Consider the following 17,850-nt stretch of genomic DNA (forward strand, 5'->3'; position numbering starts at 1 on the left):
GGGGTGGATCAGGCCTTTCGATGGGCTTGAGAAGGTTGTGTGTTTTTGGGGGTTTCAGGGGTGAGCCGGGTCAGCGAGCGGTCCGGCAGGGTGATCGCCAGCAGCAGTGCGGAGCCGACGAGCATGAACAGGGCCAGGCCGTGCAGCCCGCCCGTGTCGGCGTGGTGCGGGTAGAACGCCGCGGTGGCGGCGGAGGCCCCGAGCGCGCCGAGGTACATGAAGGTGCGCAGCAGCCCGGCGGCGGACCCGATCCGCTCCGGGTCGGCCTGCCGGTACAGCGCGGTCTGGGCGGCGAGCCCGAGCAGCCCCTGGGGGACGCCGAGCAGCGCGCCGACCGCGAACAGCAGCCAGAGCGGGCTGCCGGCGCCGACCAGCAGCAGGGCCGCGCAGCCCGCGATCTGCAGCACGGAGCCGGCCACCAGCTTGCCGCGGACGGCCTCCCGGCGGCCGGTGACCGTGGCGGTGACGAGCGCGGCGGCCGACAGCGGCAGCAGCACGAGCCCGGTCGTGGAGGCGCCGAGCCCGCGGCCCTGCTCCAGCCACTGCGTGTAGCCGTACAGGAAGGCGTACGAGGTGGTGTACGCGAGGAGCTGGCGTACGTAGGTGACGACGAGCGGCACGTTGCCGCCGAGCACTCGCAGGTCGATGAACGGGTCGGGCACCCGCAGCTCCCGGGCCGCGAACGCGGCGGCCGTGACGACGGCCAGGGCGGGCAGGTACCAGCGGTCGGCCCGGGGGCCCATCAGGAACAGCATCAGCGAGACCAGCAGGACGGCGAACAGGGCCATGCCGGCCAGGTCCGTGCGCTGGGGCCGGGCGGGGGCCGCGGTCCTCGGCAGCCACTTCACGCCGAGGGCCAGACAGGCCACGGAGAGCGGCACGTTGACGGCGAACACCAGGTGCCAGCCGCCGGCGCCGATCAGCAGCCCGCCCAGCGTCGGACCGATCACGGCCACCGTCTGGCCGGACACGGCGAGCGCGGTCAGCACCCCGGCAGGGCTGTCCTGACCGGTGCGCTCGGCCTCGCTCCGGGTCAGCCGCATCGCCGCCGGATACGCGGCCGACGTGCCGAACCCGAGCAGCACCCGCGCCGCGATCAGCACGCCCAGTGAGGGCGCCAGCATGCCCGCCAGTCCGGCGACGCCCACCAGGCCGGTCCCGAAGAGGTAGAGCCTGCGCGGCCCGTACACGTCCACGAGCCGTCCGATCACCGGCTGCCCCACCGCGGTCGCCAGGTACAGCGCGGTGACCAGCCACACCGTCTCGGCGGGTGGTGCCCCGAAGGCGATGCCGATCGGCACCAGGGCCACGGCGATCATCGAGGAGTTGATCGGGTTCAGTACGGAGCCCAGGACCATCGGCGCGATCAGCCGCCGGTCGAAGCCGGCGGGCGCCGGACGGGTGTCCGCGCGGGTGCCCGAGGTGAGCCTGGGTATCACGGGCGCGACAGCCGTTCGAGCAGTTCGATGGCGGTGAGCAGGGTGCGGCGCTCGTCATCGGTGTACCGGTCCTGGAAGGCGCGGGCCAGCCACTCGTCGCGCGCCTGCCGGTTGCCCTCGACACGGGCCTGGCCGGCCTCGGTGAGGGTCACCAGCTGGCGGCGGCCGTCGGACGGGTCCGGGGAGCGCCGGATCAGGCCGTGCTGGTCCAGCGCGGCCAGGGTCGCGGCCATCGACTGCGGGCGCACCCCCTCGGCTGAGGCCAGCGCGCTGGCCGTGGCCGCGCCGTGCTTCGACACCAGGGTCAGCGCCGACTCCTGCGACGGGGTGAGGTCCGCGTCCCGGGCGACCTCCCGGATGCGGCGGCGCAGCCTGCTGAACATCACCCGCAGGTCGCGGGCCGCCCGGGTCGCGGTATCGGAGATCTCTGTCATGCGGGCCACCATAGAACCGTCAGCTGAAACTGTCCAGTCTGAACTGTTCAGTCGGAGCTGTTCAGTTCAGACTAAAGATCTTTCCAGGTCGGTTAGGCTGACGGCGTGCGCCTGCTCCTGACCTCCGACACGCACCTCCCGAAGCGGGCCAAGCGGCTTCCGGACCTGCTGCTTGCCGAACTCCCGCGTGCGGACGTCGTGATCCACGCCGGTGACTGGGTCGACGAGGCCACCCTCGACCTGCTGGAGACCGGCAGCCGCCGCATCATCGGCGTGTACGGCAACAACGACGGCCCCGGCCTGCGCGCCCGGCTCCCCGAGGTGGCGTACGCCGAACTCGGCGGGCTGCGCTTCGGGGTGGTCCACGAGACCGGCGCCGCCCAGGGCCGCGAGGCCCGCTGCGCCGGCCGCTTCCCGGACCTGGACGTCCTCGTGTTCGGGCACAGCCACATCCCCTGGGACACCACCGCCCCGGGCGGGCTGCGGCTGCTCAACCCCGGCTCGCCGACCGACCGCCGCCGCCAGCCCCACTGCACCTACCTGACCGCGACCGTCGCCGACGGCACCCTCACCGAGGTCACCCTGCACCGGCTGCCACCGCGCTGACCGGCCGCCGGGCGGGGGCTCACCCGGCGGTGGCCGGGTGGATGGCGCCGCTGGTCGTCGTCAGGGGTGCGCCGCTTCCGCCCCAGCGCAGCGCGACGATCTCGGCGGCCACGGACACGGCGACCTCCTCGGGCGTACGGGCGCCGAGGTCGAGGCCCGACGGGGAGCGCAGCCTGGACAGCTGCGCCTCGGTGAGACCTGCCTCGGTCAGCCGGGCCAGGCGCTCCTCGTGGGTCCTGCGGCTGCCCATCGCCCCGATGTAGGCGGCCGGCCGGCGCAACGCCTCCTCCAGCAGCGGCACGTCGAACTTCGGATCGTGGGTGAGGACGCAGACCACCGTGCGGTCGTCGGTCTCCGTGCCGCCCAGGTAGCGGTGCGGCCAGTCGACGACCACCTCGACGGCGGCCGGGAACCGCTTGGGTGTGGCGAAGACCGGACGGGCGTCGCACACGGTGACCCGGTAGCCGAGGAAGTCCCCGATGCGGGCCACCGCGGCCGCGTAGTCGATCGCGCCGAAGACCAGCATGCGGGGCGGCGGCGCGAACGACTGCAGGAACACGGTGACCGCGTCCTCCCGGCGCTCGCCGTGCGGACCGTAGTGCCTCAGCACCGACACGCCGAGGGCGAGTTCGCCGCGGGCGTCGGCGGTGACCGCGACGTCGAGGCCGCCCGTGCCCAGCGTGCCCGCCGCCCGGTCAGGCCAGACGGCGAGGCTCGCGCCGCGCGGCGCGAGCCCGTCCACGACCGTGGCGACGGTCACCGGCTCGCCCGCGGCGACCGACGCCGCGACCGCGCCGAGCTGCGGGTCGGAGCCCGGGGTCACCGGCCGGACCAGCAGGGTGATCTCGCCGCCGCAGGTCAGCCCCACCGCGAACGCGTCCGCGTCGCTGTAGCCGAAGGTCCGCAGCCGGGGTTCGCCGCTCGCCACCACCTCCCGCGCCAGTTCGAACACGGCGCCCTCCACGCAGCCGCCGGAGACGCTGCCCACCACCTCGTCGTCCGGGCCCACCGCCATGGCCGCACCGGGCCCGCGCGGCGCACTGCGGCTCACCGAGACCACCGTGGCCAGACCGAACGGGCGCCCGTCCGCGTGCCAGTCGGCCAACGCCGGCAGGATCTCACGCACCATCCGCTCCTCTCCGGGCCCGGGCCCCGCGCGACCGGGCCGTGCCGTAGGGAGGTCCGCCCGGGCGCGCCGGGCAGCAGGTCGGGTTCCCCGCCGCGCCGCGGCGACTCCCGTACGGTGCGCCAGGGACGGGCATCCCGGTGCTCGCGGCAGCCCGGCACAGCCGGCGAGCGCTGGGGCGGGTGCGACCGGCCGCAGTCGACGCCGAGCATCTCTTGCCGGTGCGGCGGTCCCCCAGCCGGGGCGTTAATCCGTTGCGGCAGGGGGACCGCCCCTGCTGCACTGCTCACTGCTCCCGACCCGACGTCACCCGGAGAGGACCACCCGATGCGCGCTGCGTGCATGTCCACCCAGGAAGGAATCCCACCCATGCCGAAGGACATCACGCTCAGTGCATCTGCTCAATCTCGGAATCCTCGCGCACGTCGACGCGGGTAAGACCAGCCTGACCGAACGGCTGCTGTACACGGCCGGGGTCATCGACGAACTCGGCAGTGTCGACGCCGGCAGCACCCGGACCGACACCCTCGCGCTGGAACGGCGGCGCGGGATCACCATCAAGTCGGCGGTCGTGTCGTTCCCGCTGGACGGGGTGACCGTCAACCTCATCGACACCCCCGGGCACCCGGACTTCATCGCCGAGGTGGAGCGGGTCCTCGGCGTCCTCGACGGGGCGGTCCTGGTGGTCTCGGCGGTGGAAGGCGTCCAGGCGCAGACCCGCGTGCTGATGCGGACCCTGCGCAGGCTGGGCATCCCCACGCTGGTCTTCGTGAACAAGATCGACCGGCGGGGTGCCCGGGACGAGGCCGTGCTCGCCCAGCTGACCCGCAGGCTCGCCGTCCCGCTCGTCCCCATGGGCCGGGCCGCCGGACTCGGCACCCGCGCGGCCCGGTTCGTGCCCGGCCTCGGCCCCACCGCGCCGGAGGTGCTCGCGGACCACGACGACGCGCTGCTCGCCGCGTACCTGGACGGCGGTGTCCCCGACGGCCGGCTGCGGGCGGCCCTCGCCGACCAGACCGGGCGGTGCCTGGTCCATCCGGTGTACTTCGGTTCCGCCGTCACGGGCGCCGGGGTGCCCGACCTGATCGCCGGTGTCGAGGGGCTGCTTCCGGCGGCAGGCGGCGATCCGGCGGGCCCGGTCTCCGGCACGGTCTTCAAGGTGGAGCGGGGGCCGGCGGGGGAGCAGATCGCCTACGCGCGGATCTACTCCGGCACGCTCCGGGTACGCGAGCGGATCCCGTTCGGCGGCACCGGCACCGGCACCGGCACCGGCACCGACGCGCACGCCGGCGTCCGGGCGGAGGGGCGGGTCACCGGGCTGTCCGTCTTCGAGCGGGGTGCCGAGCGCCGGCAGGACAGTGCCGGCGCCGGGCGGATCGTCAAGGTGTGGGGGCTCGGCGGCGTCCGGATCGGAGACGCGCTCGGCCGGCCGGCCCGCGCGTACGTGCACCACTTCGCACCCCCGACCCTGGAGACCGTCGTCGTCCCGGGCCCCGGCACCGACCGCCGCTCCCTGCACATCGCCCTCACCCAGCTCGCCGAGCAGGACCCGCTGATCGACGTCCGGCACGACGAGGTACGGCGGGAGAGCTCCGTCTCCCTGTACGGCGAGGTCCAGAAGGAGGTCGTCCAGGCGACCCTCGCCGACGAGTACGGCCTCGACGTCACCTTCCGGGAGACCACCACCGTCTACGTCGAGCGGATCGCCGGGACGGGAGCCGCCGTCGAGTTCAACAAGAAGGACGGCAACCCCTTCCTCGCCACGGTCGGCCTGCGGGTGGAGCCGGCCCCGGTCGGCGCGGGCGTCGGCTTCCGCCTGGAGGTGGAGCTCGGCTCCATGCCGTACGCCTTCTTCAAGGCCGTCGAGGACACCGTGCGGGAGACCCTCACCCAGGGGCTGCACGGCTGGCGGATCCCGGACGCCACCGTGACCATGACCCATTCCGGTTACTCGCCCCGGCAGAGCCACGCCCACCAGGGCTTCGACAAGAGCATGTCCAGCACCGGCCAGGACTTCCGCGGGCTGACCCCGCTCGTGCTGACCGAGGCGCTGCGACGGGCCGGCACACGGGTGCACGAGCCGATGCACCGCTTCCGTCTGGAGGCCCCCGCGGACACGCTCGGCGCGCTGCTCCCGGTGCTCACCCGGCTCGGCGCGCTGCCCCGGCGCACCGGCACCGAGGCCGCGCTCTGCGTGCTGGAGGGGGTGGTCCCCGCGGCCCGGGTGCACCGGCTGGAGCAGCTGCTGCCCGGTCTGACCCGGGGGGAGGGAGAGCTGGAGAGCGCCTTCGACCACTACGCACCCGTGGCACACGGGACGGTCCCCGAACGCGCGCGTACCGATCACAATCCGCTCGACCGGAAGGAGTATCTGTTGAAGGTGACCGGCCGTGTGAGCGGGTGAGCGCCAAGTGCCGCACAGGTATTCAACTTACTCATGAGTCAGAAGTATTGACGGTGTCCGGAAAGCACCGGACTGTAATGAGCATGACCAGTATCCGGGCACGTTTGATCGTTGTCCTGGTTGTCCTCTGCGGATTCCTCGCGGTGGCGGGCGCCCCGTCCGCCTCCGCAGCCACCCCGTCCGACTCCCTCTGGTTCGACGGCACCTCGCTCACCGTGCAGAACGGCCGACTCGTCGACGGCCAGGGCCGTGAGGTCGTCCTGCGCGGCTACAACGTCTCCGGCGAGACCAAGCTGGCGGAGAACAACGGCCTGCCCTTCGCCTCCGTCGCCGACGCGAAGAAGTCGGCCACCGCGCTGCGTGCCCTCGGCGGCGGCAACGCCGTGCGCTTCCTGCTCTCCTGGGCGTACGCCGAACCCGTGCAGGGCCAGGTCAGCACCACCTACCTGGCCGCCGTGACCGCGCAGATGCAGGCCTTCCTGGACGCCGGCATCCGGGTCTTCCCCGACTTCCATCAGGACCTGTACTCCCGCTACCTGTTCAACTCGGGCAGCTGGTACACCGGTGACGGCGCCCCGGCGTGGGCGGTGGCGCTGGGCGGCTATCCCGCCGAGTCCTGCGGCATCTGCCTCTTCTGGGGCCAGAACATCACCCAGAACGCGGCCGTCCAGAAGGGCCAGTACGACTTCTGGCACGACAACTACGGCCTCCAGGACGCCTTCCTGGCCACGGCCCAGACCACCATGACCTACCTGGCCCAGCACCTGACCACGGACGAGTTCGCGGGCGTCGTCGGCTTCGACCCCTACAACGAGCCCTACGCCGGCTCCTACGACTCCGGTGAGACCTCCCGCACCTGGGAGCAGAACCGGCTCTGGCCGTTCTACCAGAAGTTCCGGGCCCGGATGGACGCCGCCGGCTGGACCGCCAAGCCCGCCCTCGTCGAGCCCAACCTCTTCTGGAACGCCAACATCGACGCGCAGAAGCAGCCGGGCGGCCTGCTGGACGCGGGCACGCTCGGCTCCCGCTACGTCTTCAACACCCACTTCTACGACCAGAAGGCCATCTCCGGCATCCTGATGTGGGGAAACGCCTCCGACGGCCAGTACTCCGCCGACTTCGGCACCGTCCGCGACCGCGCGTCGGCCGCCGGGACCACGGCGGTCGTCAGCGAGTTCGGACACCCGCTGTCGGGTACCACCGCGGGCAAGGCGCCGACTGTCGACAAGGCCATGTACCAGGCCCTCGACTCCCGCCTGCCCGGATCGAGCTGGTGGACCACCCCGGCGTCCTCGGGCCCGGTCCTCTCCGGTACCCAGTGGCAGTGGGACATCTACAGCGGCCGGCACCACGAGCTGATGAACGGCAACGCGAGCAAGGTGCTCACCTCGGGTGACGCCTGGAACGACGAGGACCTCTCGGCCGTGAGGACGGACGACTCCGGCACCGTGACACTCCGTCAGGACGCCCGGCTGCTCGACCGGGTCTACCCGGGCGCCACCGCGGGCACCACCCTCGCCTTCACCTACGAGGACCGCTCCCGGGACGGCTCGACGACCCTGACCTGGAACCCGGTGCCCAGCTCGCTGCCGAACGTGGCCGCGCTGGTCGGCTCCGGCCAGTACGCCGTCCAGGTCTGGCGCTCCTCCGGCTCCACCGCACCCACCGAACTCCACCTGCCCGCCTCCTTCCCGACCGCGTCCACCACCGTCGTCTCCGACCTGGGCACGGCCTACGCACCCCCGGCGTACTCGTCCTCGAACCCGGTCGGCGTGGCGGCGGAACCGGGCGGCACGGGCAGCCGCCGGCTGCTGCTCGGCGACGCGGACTCCGGCGTGCTGCACTTCGCGCTGGTGACCAACGGGGCGACCGCGCCGAGTGCCACGCTGCTGAACGCGGCCAGGTCGGAACTGGCCGCCTGGGTGGCGGCGAAGTTCTGAGCAGGACTTCGGCCTCCGGGGTCCCGCCTGACCCCGGAGGCCGAAGTGGGTGGGGGCGCGTCAACTCGACGAGGCGCCCGTCCAGTCGGCCTGCACATGGCCGAGCCGGACCCGCTGCGGGTGGTCGCCGACCGGGACCGAGGTCACCTTCTGGCCGGTGGCGAAGTCGATCGCCGTCACCTGGTCGGCGCCGCTCTCGGAGATGATGCAGTCCTTGCCGTCACCGCTCACCGTGGCCCAGTACGGGGTGGACGCGGTGATGAGCGGACCTTCCTGGAGGGTGGCCCGGTCGACGACGGTGGCGTAGTTGTCCATCGTCCCGGCCACGCACAGCTTGGTGCCGTCCGGCTTCATGGAGATGCCGTGGTGGCGCGAGTCGAGGAGCCAGGTGGTGCGGTCCGTGCTGGTCGCGGGGTTGGCCGGCAGGGTCTTCATCCGGGTGATCTTGTCGCTGGCGATGTCGTACTCCAGAAAGCCGTTGAAGAACGACACCTGGAAGTACATCTTCGAGAAGTCGGGGGTGAAGGCGGCGGGCCGGACCGCGTCCGAGAAGTCCTTCAGGCCGAACGCGTCCAGCCGGGCGCGCATGTCGATCGTCTTGACCTGCTTGAAGGTCGTGGCGTCGGCGATGGTGATGTGCCGGTCGCCCTTGGTCCAGTCCCAGCCGGGGTCGTCGAGCGAGGTGGTGACCTCACCGATCGACATGTTCCAGATGTACTTGCCGTCGGGGGTGAAGACGTTCTCGTGCGGCTTGTCACCGGTGGCGAACTCGCCCAGTTCCTTACCGGTGTTGATGTCCAGCACCTGCACCTTGTCCGCGGTGGACGCCGACACCGCGACCTTGGTGCCGTCCGGGGAGACGGCCATGTGGTCGGCGCGGTAACCGGCGACCGGGAAGCGCCAGTTGACCTTGTCGGTGGCCAGGTCGATGGAGACGACGTCGGCGAAGCTCGGGCGCGAGACCACCACGGACCTGCCGTCCGGCGTGGAGTACATGTCGTCCGCGTACTGGTCGTGGCCCTGGCCGACCTCGTTGCGAATGGACGTGTAGTAGATCCACTTGATCGGGTCGGCGTTGATCTCGGCGATCCGCGCGTCCTTGTCGGGGATGACGTTGAGCTGGCCGACCTTGGCGAAGTCACCGGTGGCGTTCAGGACGGTCGCGGTGCCGTCCCAGTTGTTCCCGACGAACAGCACCTGGCGCAGGGAGGCGTCGGCCGCGGCGGTGGCGGCGGTCGCGGGCGCGGTGACGGTCAGTGCGAGGGCGGCGGCCACGGAGCAAAGGTGCCTGGTTCTGATGGCAGGCATGAGTGCTCTCTCCTCTGATGGGGGTGTGGGGCGCGCGTGCGGTCAGGGGGCACGGAATCTGAACACGGGCGCGTTCAAATGAACTTACTGAAAAGTAAGGACGGGTGCCCCTACTCCACAAGAGGCGTACACGACAAAATTGGCCACGGGTGGACGACGGAGGGGGCAGTGTTGGCGGGCAGGCTCAAGGCGCCGACGGGTCGCTACGGCGGCCGGTCCGCCGAAGAACGCAAGGCCGAGCGGCGTCGGCGGTTCCTGGACGCCGCGCTCCAGCTCTTCGGCGGGGCACCGGGGTTTCGCGCGACGACCGTGGCCGCACTGAGTCAGCAGGCGGGCCTGTCGACCCGGCAGTTCTACGAGGAGTTCGAGACCCTGGAGGACGTGCTCGCCGCGCTGCACCTGGAGGTGAACGGGTGGGCCGAGGGGGCGGTGCGGGACGCCCTCGCGGAGGCGGAGACGTTGTCGTTGGTCGAGCGGGTGACCGTGCTGTTCCGGGCGTACGCGCGGGACGTCACGTCGGATCCGCGGCGGATCCGGATCGCGTTCGTCGAGATCATCGGGGTCAGTCCCCGGCTGGAGGAGCAGCGGCTGGCGCGGCGGGCGCGTTGGGTGGAGCTGATCTGCGCGGAGGCGAACGCGGCGGTGGCGCGCGGGGACGCGGCGCCGCGCGATTACCGGCTGGCGGCCGCCGCGTTCATCGGGAGCGTGAACGGGTTGCTGCACGACTGGAGTGCCGGGTGGGTGGACGCTTCGCTGGACGAGGTCGTGGCGGAGCTGGTGCGGCTGCTGGTGGGGATGCTGCGGCCGGAGGGGTGGGCGCCGGGGGGCTCCCGGTAGCCCTATCGCAGTCGTCGACTTGAAGGGCCTGGGGTGTGCTCACACCGCCGAGGTCAGGAGGGCCGCCGCCGTCAGCAGGGCGCACAGCAGCAGGACGGCCAGCAGTCGCCGGCGCAGCATGCGGTACCTCGCCTCGTACTCCTTCCTCAGCTCCTCGGCGCGCCGCGCCGTGCGGTGCCAGGACATCCGGGCCAGCCCCAGGTACTCGGCCTCCAGCTGACGCTCCAGGTCCTCCCGTTGGGTGTCCGTCAGCCAGCCCAGCCGGTCCGCCGCCCGGGCCCCCGCCGCCCGGCCCTCCTCGCGCGCCGCCGCGAGCAGCAGATGACCCTCCACCTGACGCACCAGTGCGCGTTCCTCCTTCCGCGCCGTCACCGGGCGGTCAACTCCCGCTCCGGAAGCGGATGGTGCAGATCGAACGCCGGGGACTCACTGCGGATCCGGGGCAGCGTAGTGAAGTTGTGCCGCGGGGGCGGGCAGGAGGTCGCCCACTCCAGCGAGCGGCCGTAGCCCCACGGGTCGTCCGTCTCGACCAGCACCCCGTACCGCGCGGTCTTCCAGACGTTGTAGAAGAACGGGAGCAGGGACGAGCCCAGCAGGAACGAGAAGATCGTCGAGACCGTGTTGAGGGTGGTGAGCCCCTCGACCGCCAGGTAGTCGGGGATCCGGCGCTGCATGCCCTCCGCGCCCAGCCAGTGCTGGACCAGGAACGTGCCGTGGAAGCCGGTGAAGAGGGTCCAGAAGGTGATCTTCCCGAGGCGTTCGTCCAGCATCTTCCCGGTGAACTTGGGCCACCAGAAGTGGAATCCGGCGAACATCGCGAAGACGACCGTGCCGAAGACCACGTAGTGGAAGTGGGCGACCACGAAGTACGAGTCGGAGACGTGGAAGTCGAGCGGCGGGGAGGCGAGCATCACCCCGGTCAGGCCGCCGAAGACGAACGTCACCAGGAAGCCCATGGTCCAGAGCATCGGTGTCTCGAACGACAGGGAGCCCTGCCACAGGGTGCCGATCCAGTTGAAGAACTTCACTCCCGTCGGGACGGCGATCAGGAACGTCATGAAGGAGAAGAAGGGCAGCAGCACACCCCCCGTGACGTACATGTGGTGGGCCCAGACGGTGACCGAGAGACCGGCGATGGCGATGGTGGCCCCCACCAGGCCCAGGTACCCGAACATCGGCTTGCGGGCGAAGACCGGGATGACCTCGCTGATGATGCCGAAGAACGGCAGCGCGATGATGTACACCTCCGGGTGACCGAAGAACCAGAACAGGTGCTGCCAGAGCAGCGCGCCGCCGTTTTCCGCGTCGAAGACGTGGGCGCCGAACTTCCGGTCCGCCTCCAGCGCGAACAGGGCCGCCGCGAGCACCGGGAAGGCGAGGAGCACGAGCACGGCGGTGAGCAGGACGTTCCACACGAAGACCGGCATGCGGAACATGGTCATTCCGGGGGCCCGCATGCAGATGATCGTGGTGATGAAGTTGACCGCGCCGAGAATCGTGCCGAAACCGGAGAAGGCCAGGCCCATGATCCACATGTCGGCGCCGATCCCCGGCGTGCGCACCGCGTCCGAGAGCGGGGCGTAGGCGAACCAGCCGAAGTCGGCCGCCCCCTGCGGGGTCAGGAAGCCGCCCACCGCGATCGTCGAGCCGAGCAGGTAGAGCCAGTAGGCCAGCATGTTCAGGCGTGGGAACGCCACGTCGGGGGCGCCGATCTGGAGCGGCATGATCCAGTTGGCGAAGCCCGCGAACAACGGGGTCGCGAACATCAGCAGCATGATCGTGCCGTGCATCGTGAAGGCCTGGTTGAACTGTTCGTTCGACATGATCTGCAGGCCCGGGCGAGCCAGTTCCGCCCGCATGAACAGGGCGAGCACACCACCGACGCAGAAGAACGAGAACGCCGTGACCAGGTACAGCGTTCCGATCGTCTTGTGATCCGTGGTCGTGAGCCACGTGGGGTTCCTCATGCCCCGCCTGTGTCCGGGCACCGCCCGCCGGTCACACTCGGCGGGTGCGACGAGCGTCACCGCGCAGGGTGTGACGATCGGGAAGGTGCCGGACACGAAGGGAACATGAGCAACGACGAGATCTTCGCCGCTGCCTATCGCGAGCACTACTGGGCGGTCAGCCGCTATGTCGCGCGGCGACTGGACGGGCGGACCAGCGAGGTGGAGGAAGTGGTGGCGGACGTGTTCACGGTGGCCTGGCGCCGCCGCGCCGACCTGCCGGCGGCTCCGCTGCCCTGGTTGTACGGCGTGGCACGCAACTGCCTCGCCAACGCGGTACGCGGCTACGGGCGTCGGCGCAGGCTGCTGGACCGGCTCGGCAACGACGAGACCGCGCACGGGCGCCACGTCATGGACAGCCCGGACACCGAGCGGCCCGGCGCCTGGGTGCACGAGGCACTGGCCCGGCTGTCCCCGGCCGACCAGGAGGTGCTCCGGCTGGCCGCGTGGGAGGACCTCGGCGTCGACGAGATCGCGGTCGCCCTGGACTGCGGCAACCGTGCCGCGGCGATGCGGCTGCACCGGGCCCGCGGCCGGCTCAGAGCCGAGATAGACCGACTGCGCCCCCCTGCCGCCGAGGCCCTGCCCGAGGAGGACCGCCATGGCTGACGAACTCGACCTGCTCCGCACCGCCGACCCGGCACCCGCCGACGGCCCCCACTTCGCCGACGGCCCCCTGCCCCGCCACGCCGAACAACACCTCACCCACCTCCTGCACACACCCGACCCGCTGCCCACGGACGGGGGGCCGGCTGCGGATGGCGGGTCGGCCGCGGATGGCGGGTCGGCCGCGCATGGTGAGTCGCCCGCGCACGGCCGGGCGTCCACCGGTGACCGGGGGCCCGCGGGCAGTCCGTTGCCCGGGGGAGGCTGGGCGCCCACCGGTGGTCGGGTGCCCGTGGATGGTTCGTTGCCCGGGGGCGGCTGGGTTTCCTTCGGCGGGTGGGTGGCAGGCGACGGTCCGGTGGCCGCGGATGTCCGCGACGGCGGAGGCGGCCTCTTGGGCCGGCGGCACCCTGACCGCTCGCCGCACCCGGACGGTTCGGGGCTCGCGGGCCGCTCCGGTGCACCCTCCCTGGACCGGCGGGCCCGGTGGCACCCCGGCCGGTCGCTGTGCCGTCGTCGTCCCGGGCGGCCGGTTCGGGTCGTGTGGGGGCTGGCCGCGACCGTCGTCGTGGTCGCCGTGGCGCTGAGCGTGCTGCTCGGTGGCTCCGGCACCGTACCCGCCGTCGCCGCGCCCCGGCCGCTGGCCGTCCGCGCGCACTCCACCGCCGTACCGCTCGCGCAGGTCGCGGAACTGGCCCGCGTCGCGGCGGTCGACGGGTCCCCGGGGCTGCGCCAGGGCACCCACGTGCAGTCCTGGAGTCTCGGCATGAGTGACGACGGGCCGCCCATCACCCTTCCCGAGGAGCGCGTGGTGCGCTGGCGGGCGGACGGCAGTCACACCGAGGTGGTCGTGGCCACCGACCCGAGCCACCCGGGCCGTCCGGTCCTCACCGACGGCGGCCTCGCCGAGGACGGGAAGGTGCTCAGCCGGCACACCTTCCCGCCGATGTGGGGCGACGCCCCGCCGCTGGCCACGCCCCCGCACGACCCCGGAAAGCTGCGTACCTACCTGTCCGAGCTCGTCAACAGCAGCACCCTCACCACCAGTGAACTCCTCGACGCCACCCGGGAGTTGCTGGACAACTGGACACTCGGCGCCCGCGAGACGGCCGCCCTGGCCGCCCTCCTCGCCGACGCCGAGGGACTGCGCCCGGCCGGCCAGGTCACCGACCGCCTCGGCCGCACCGGGCAGGCGTACGTCTGTGAAGGGGCCGCCGGCGCCCGCCGGATGCTGATCCTGGACCCGGGTACCGGCGCCGTACTCGGCCTGGAGACCACGTTCACCCGGGACGATCCCGAGTACGGCGTGCGGGCCGGGGACGTCATGGAGTACAGCGCCTGGCTGCGCTGACCCTCACGCCCCGAGCTGCCGGGCGGCCGCCGTCACCGTCTGCTCCAGCAGCACGGCGATGGTCATCGGGCCGACGCCGCCCGGCACCGGCGTGATCAGCGAGGCCCGCTCGACGGCGGTGTCGAAGTCGACGTCACCGACGTTGCCCTCGTTGTAGCCCGCGTCGAGCACCACCGCGCCCGGCTTGATGTCCTGGCCCCGGATCAGCCGGGGCCGGCCGACGGCGGCGACCACGATGTCCGCCTCGCGCACGGCCGCCGACAGGTCCCGGGTGCGGGAGTGGCAGTAGGTGACGGTGGCGTCCCTGGCGAGGAGCAGCATGCCGGTCGGCTTGCCGAGGATCGCGCTGCGGCCCACGACCACCGCCCGCTTCCCGGCCGGGTCGACGTCGTACGCGTCGAGCAGCCGCAGGATGCCGCCGGGTGTGCAGGAGACGAAGCCCGGCAGCCCGAAGCTCATCGTCGCGAACGACGCGAAGGTCACGCCGTCCACGTCCTTCTCCGGGGCGATCGCCTCGAACGCGGCCCGCTCGTCGACGTGTTCGCCGACGGGGTGCTGGAGCAGGATGCCGTGCACCGCGGGATCCGCGGACAACTCCCTCAGCACGCCGACCAGTTCGTCGGTGGTCGTGGCGGCGGGCAGGGGCACGTGCCGGGAGGCGATGCCTGCCTTGCGGCTGCGGTTCTGCTTCATCCGTACGTAGGTGACGGACGCGGGGTCGTCACCGACCAGCACGGTCGCCAGACACGGCGTGACGCCGGTGCGCGCGGTGAGGTCTGCGGCCCGCCGCGCGGTCTCCTCGACGATCCGGCGGGCGACGGCGGTTCCGTCCATGAGACGGCCCTGGGACGTCTGGGGCATGGGGCACACTCCTGAGCTGATGCACGATGGATCGCCCAGGCGCACGGCATCGACGGTGCGGGCCGCTCCCCGGTGGTGCTCCACCTCAGCGCCAGTCACGGCCCGCCCCCAGGTTAACCGAGGGCGCCGCGACGCGTGTGTCCCAGTCCTGCGCACACCGAGAAGGTCCAGGTCACACGGGTGCTGACCTGGACCCTCGGGCCTCGGCCGACTACTCGTCGTCCCATGCCTGGATCATGATCTGTTCGGCTATCTTTCCGTCGCGCAACGTGATCATCGATTCGGCGAGCACCCGGACGCCGTCCGCGTACTCGCAGGACTCGGTGAACGCGGCCCGGTCGCCCTGCACGACGCACCGGTCCAGCTTGTGCGTCATGTCCCGGCTGTAGACGTCGTCCAGCATCGCGGCGATGTCCTTGCGGCCGTGCAGGATCTTCGGATGGCTGGGCTGGGCGTTGCGGTCGACGATGCGGATCTCCGCGTCGTCCGTGTAGAGCGCCAGCAGGGAGTTCCCGGTGTTCCCCTCTATGGCCCGGCGCAGTGTGTCGGTGTCGAACGTGGAGCCTGTCGTGGTGCCCATGGTGACCTCCTGCGGGGCCCGCGACCCGATGCGGGAGCAGGCCGCGAGAGCCCCTCACTCCGAGGCTCCTCCGTCCCGGACGGCTCGGCAAACGCAGGCCGGGCGCTCCTCCTGACGGGTGAGGCCGGGCGGCCGCCCGTGTCCGGCCCGGCGCCGGGGCCGTTGCTGAGGGCATGATCTCAACACGACGTATCGTCGCCGCCGTCGGACTGGCCGTCGGGGTCACCGGCCTTGCCGCGCCGCTGGCGAACGCGGCCGACGCGAGCCCGCAGCATCCAGGGAAGCTCACCGCGCTCGGGGTGCTCGACTCGGTCGCCACCAGCGACATCCCCGCGAAGTACCAGGGCAGGATGCCGAAGGTCTCGGAGCAGGTGCAGGGCCTGAACGGAGTCCACAAGCTCGGCGAGCTGCACCAGGTCACCGACCTGGCCGCGCCCGCCACGGGGCTGCTGCCGGGCATCGAAGCCTGATCCCGGCCGCATCCCCCGGGCCGTCCCGGCGGGGGACGGCCCTCCTTCCTCCCCTCCCCTTCCCTTCTTCGTCCGCGCCCTCAGTGCTCCGAGGCCAGGAACTGGGTCGCCGCCAGCTCCGCGTACAGCGGATCCGCCGCCACCAGTTCCCGGTGCGTGCCCACCGCGCGGACCCGGCCCGCGTCCATCACGACGATCCGGTCCGCCATCGTCACCGTCGACAGGCGGTGCGCGACCACCAGCACCGTGGTCGACCGGGCCACGTCGGCGACCGTGTCCCTGAGGGCCGCCTCGTTCACCGCGTCCAGCTGCGAGGTCGCCTCGTCGAGCAGCAGCAGCCGGGGCCTGCGCAGCAACGCCCGGGCGATCGCCACCCGTTGGCGCTCGCCCCCGGACAGCTTGGTCCCGCGATGCCCGACCAGGGTTCCGAGCCCGTCCGGCAGCCGCGCGACCAGTCCGTCCAGCCGGGTCGTCTTGACCACCCGCGCGACCGCGTCCTCGTCCGCCTCCGGGTTGCCCAGCAGAAGATTGTCCCGCAACGACCCCGACAGCACCGGCGCGTCCTGTTCGACGTACCCGATGGCCGAGCGCAGCAGCGGCAGTTCCCATGCGTCGAGCGGGCGGCCGTCCACGGCGATCGTGCCGGACTCCGGGTCGTAGAACCGCTCGATCAGCGAGAACACGGTGGTCTTGCCCGCACCGGACGGCCCGACGAAGGCCGTCATGCCCCGGGCGGGGATGTCGAAGCTCACCCCGTGGTGGACGTACGGCAGGTCGTCGGCGTAGCGGAAACGTACGTCGGTGAAGGCGACGGCGGCCGGTTCGGCACCGGCGGACGGCAACTCTGCGGGCGCGGAGGGCGGTTCGGCGGGCAGTCGCAGCGCCTCCTGGATCCGGGCGAGCGCGCCGGCGCCGGACTGGTACTGGGTGATCGCCCCGACGACCTGCTGGATCGGCTGCATCAGGTAGAAGACGTAGAGCAGGAACGCCACCAGCGTGCCCACGCCGATGGCGCCGGTCGCCACCCGCGCACCGCCCACCGCCAGCACCGTGATGAACGCCAGCTGCATCGCGAGTCCCGCCGTGTTGCCCGCCGCCGCCGACCACTTGGCGGCCCGCACGCTCTGCCGCCAGGACTCCTCGGCCGCCGCGTGCAGGGCCTGCTCCTCCCGGTGCTCGGCACCCGAGGCCTTCACCGTGCGCAAGGCGCCCAGCACCCGCTCCAGCGAGGCCCCCATCACCCCGACCGCGTCCTGGGCCCGGCGGCTGGCCCGGTTGATCCTGGGCACGATCGTGCCCAGCACGGTGCCCGCAGCGGCGATCACCACGAGCGTGACGGCCAGCAGCACGGGATCGACCACCCCCATCATCACCACGGTGGCGACCAGGGTGAGCCCGCCGGTTCCCAGGGCCACCAGCGAGTCCGTGGTCACCTCGCGCAGCAGCGTGGTGTCCGAGGTGATCCGCGCCATCAGGTCACCGGGTTCGGTGCGGTCCACGGCGGTGATCCTTAGCCGCAGCAGGTACGACGACAGGGTGCGCCGCGCGCCCAGCACCACCGACTCCGCGGTGCGCCTGAGCACGTACGAACCCAGCGCGCCCACCGCGGCGTTGCCCACCACCAGGGCCGCCATCGCCAGCAGCTTCCCGGTGATGGAACGGTCGTGCGACAGGTCGTCGATCAGCCCCCGGGCCACCAGCGGCAGCAGCAGCCCGGTCCCGCCCGTGACCAGCGAGAGCAGCGCGCCCGCCAACAGGGCCCAGCGGTGCGGCCGTACATAGGACAGGAGCAGCCGGAACACGGACGGGCCGCTCCGGTCGCTCGGCGGAACTGCTGCTGCGGCGGTCACGGTGCTCCTCGTCCGGGCGGTGGGCGGCGCCC

General features: G+C 72.1%; 16 protein-coding genes and 1 riboswitch. Of the genes, 7 read left to right on the forward strand and 9 right to left on the reverse strand.

What is annotated here, in order from left to right:
* Positions 1–8: 8 nt before the first annotated feature.
* Both ACZ3KP_RS03845 and ACZ3KP_RS03850 read right to left on the reverse strand, forming a co-directional pair.
* Positions 9–1,439: an MFS transporter gene (locus ACZ3KP_RS03845; protein WP_467496047.1), complete on the reverse strand. Its 1,431-nt coding sequence runs from the start codon at positions 1,437–1,439 to the stop codon at positions 9–11.
* On the reverse strand, positions 1,436–1,873 hold the full coding sequence (locus ACZ3KP_RS03850) for a MarR family winged helix-turn-helix transcriptional regulator (RefSeq protein WP_467496049.1): 438 nt from the start codon (positions 1,871–1,873) through the stop codon (positions 1,436–1,438). Before ACZ3KP_RS03850 ends, ACZ3KP_RS03845 begins: the two co-directional genes overlap by 4 nt.
* A gap of 105 nt (positions 1,874–1,978) precedes the next feature.
* Here ACZ3KP_RS03850 and ACZ3KP_RS03855 point away from each other — a divergent pair, with 105 nt between their 5' ends.
* The gene (locus ACZ3KP_RS03855; RefSeq protein WP_467496051.1) at positions 1,979–2,479 is read left to right on the forward strand and encodes a metallophosphoesterase family protein; all 501 of its coding nucleotides are present in this window, start codon (positions 1,979–1,981) and stop codon (positions 2,477–2,479) included.
* A gap of 19 nt (positions 2,480–2,498) precedes the next feature.
* Here ACZ3KP_RS03855 and ACZ3KP_RS03860 read toward each other — a convergent pair whose 3' ends face one another.
* On the reverse strand, positions 2,499–3,605 hold the full coding sequence (locus ACZ3KP_RS03860) for an XdhC family protein (RefSeq protein WP_467496771.1): 1,107 nt from the start codon (positions 3,603–3,605) through the stop codon (positions 2,499–2,501).
* A gap of 391 nt (positions 3,606–3,996) precedes the next feature.
* Between ACZ3KP_RS03860 and ACZ3KP_RS03865 the strand changes: the two genes are divergently transcribed.
* Together ACZ3KP_RS03865 and ACZ3KP_RS03870 are read left to right on the forward strand one after the other, a co-directional pair.
* Positions 3,997–6,009, forward strand: a complete 2,013-nt coding sequence (locus ACZ3KP_RS03865) for a GTP-binding protein (RefSeq protein WP_467496053.1) — start codon at positions 3,997–3,999, stop codon at positions 6,007–6,009.
* A 77-nt stretch (positions 6,010–6,086) separates the two neighbouring features.
* Positions 6,087–7,949: a cellulase family glycosylhydrolase gene (locus ACZ3KP_RS03870; RefSeq protein ID WP_467496055.1), complete on the forward strand. Its 1,863-nt coding sequence runs from the start codon at positions 6,087–6,089 to the stop codon at positions 7,947–7,949.
* Between the two features lie 60 nt (positions 7,950–8,009).
* Here ACZ3KP_RS03870 and ACZ3KP_RS03875 read toward each other — a convergent pair whose 3' ends face one another.
* Complete coding sequence (locus ACZ3KP_RS03875; RefSeq protein WP_467496057.1) at positions 8,010–9,257, reverse strand: YncE family protein; 1,248 nt, start codon at positions 9,255–9,257, stop codon at positions 8,010–8,012.
* 171 nt (positions 9,258–9,428) lie between these two features.
* On the opposite strand from ACZ3KP_RS03875, the gene ACZ3KP_RS03880 reads away from it, so the two are divergent.
* Positions 9,429–10,094 carry a TetR/AcrR family transcriptional regulator gene (locus ACZ3KP_RS03880; RefSeq protein WP_467496059.1) on the forward strand — a complete coding sequence of 222 codons (666 nt, stop codon included), beginning with the start codon at positions 9,429–9,431 and terminating at the stop codon, positions 10,092–10,094.
* Positions 10,095–10,133: 39 nt separating this feature from the next.
* On the opposite strand, the gene ACZ3KP_RS03885 is transcribed toward ACZ3KP_RS03880, so the two are convergent.
* Both ACZ3KP_RS03885 and ctaD read right to left on the reverse strand, forming a co-directional pair.
* Positions 10,134–10,466: a hypothetical protein gene (locus tag ACZ3KP_RS03885; protein ID WP_358979261.1), complete on the reverse strand. Its 333-nt coding sequence runs from the start codon at positions 10,464–10,466 to the stop codon at positions 10,134–10,136.
* Positions 10,463–12,061, reverse strand: coding sequence for an aa3-type cytochrome oxidase subunit I (gene ctaD, locus ACZ3KP_RS03890; RefSeq protein WP_467496061.1), 1,599 nt, complete (start codon positions 12,059–12,061; stop codon positions 10,463–10,465). The genes ACZ3KP_RS03885 and ctaD overlap by 4 nt, the downstream gene beginning before the upstream one ends.
* A gap of 105 nt (positions 12,062–12,166) precedes the next feature.
* Between ctaD and ACZ3KP_RS03895 the strand changes: the two genes are divergently transcribed.
* The gene (locus tag ACZ3KP_RS03895; RefSeq protein WP_358979257.1) at positions 12,167–12,709 is read left to right on the forward strand and encodes an RNA polymerase sigma factor; all 543 of its coding nucleotides are present in this window, start codon (positions 12,167–12,169) and stop codon (positions 12,707–12,709) included.
* Positions 12,702–14,057 (forward strand): CU044_5270 family protein, encoded by a 1,356-nt coding sequence (locus ACZ3KP_RS03900; protein ID WP_467496063.1) that lies wholly within the window; start codon positions 12,702–12,704, stop codon positions 14,055–14,057. The genes ACZ3KP_RS03895 and ACZ3KP_RS03900 overlap by 8 nt, the downstream gene beginning before the upstream one ends.
* Before the next feature lie 3 nt (positions 14,058–14,060).
* Here ACZ3KP_RS03900 and ACZ3KP_RS03905 read toward each other — a convergent pair whose 3' ends face one another.
* Positions 14,061–14,918, reverse strand: a complete 858-nt coding sequence (locus ACZ3KP_RS03905) for a bifunctional 5,10-methylenetetrahydrofolate dehydrogenase/5,10-methenyltetrahydrofolate cyclohydrolase (RefSeq protein ID WP_467496065.1) — start codon at positions 14,916–14,918, stop codon at positions 14,061–14,063.
* 26 nt (positions 14,919–14,944) lie between these two features.
* Positions 14,945–15,027: riboswitch (ZMP/ZTP riboswitch) on the reverse strand.
* A 102-nt stretch (positions 15,028–15,129) separates the two neighbouring features.
* Positions 15,130–15,498, reverse strand: coding sequence for a nuclear transport factor 2 family protein (locus tag ACZ3KP_RS03910; protein WP_467496067.1), 369 nt, complete (start codon positions 15,496–15,498; stop codon positions 15,130–15,132).
* Between the two features lie 173 nt (positions 15,499–15,671).
* Between ACZ3KP_RS03910 and ACZ3KP_RS03915 the strand changes: the two genes are divergently transcribed.
* Positions 15,672–15,968 (forward strand): hypothetical protein, encoded by a 297-nt coding sequence (locus tag ACZ3KP_RS03915; protein ID WP_358979253.1) that lies wholly within the window; start codon positions 15,672–15,674, stop codon positions 15,966–15,968.
* An 80-nt stretch (positions 15,969–16,048) separates the two neighbouring features.
* Here ACZ3KP_RS03915 and ACZ3KP_RS03920 read toward each other — a convergent pair whose 3' ends face one another.
* Complete coding sequence (locus tag ACZ3KP_RS03920) at positions 16,049–17,818, reverse strand: ABC transporter ATP-binding protein (RefSeq protein WP_467496069.1); 1,770 nt, start codon at positions 17,816–17,818, stop codon at positions 16,049–16,051.
* Positions 17,819–17,850 lie beyond the last annotated feature (32 nt).

The sequence above is a fragment of the Streptomyces sp. NPDC020958 genome (assembly GCF_055562175.1).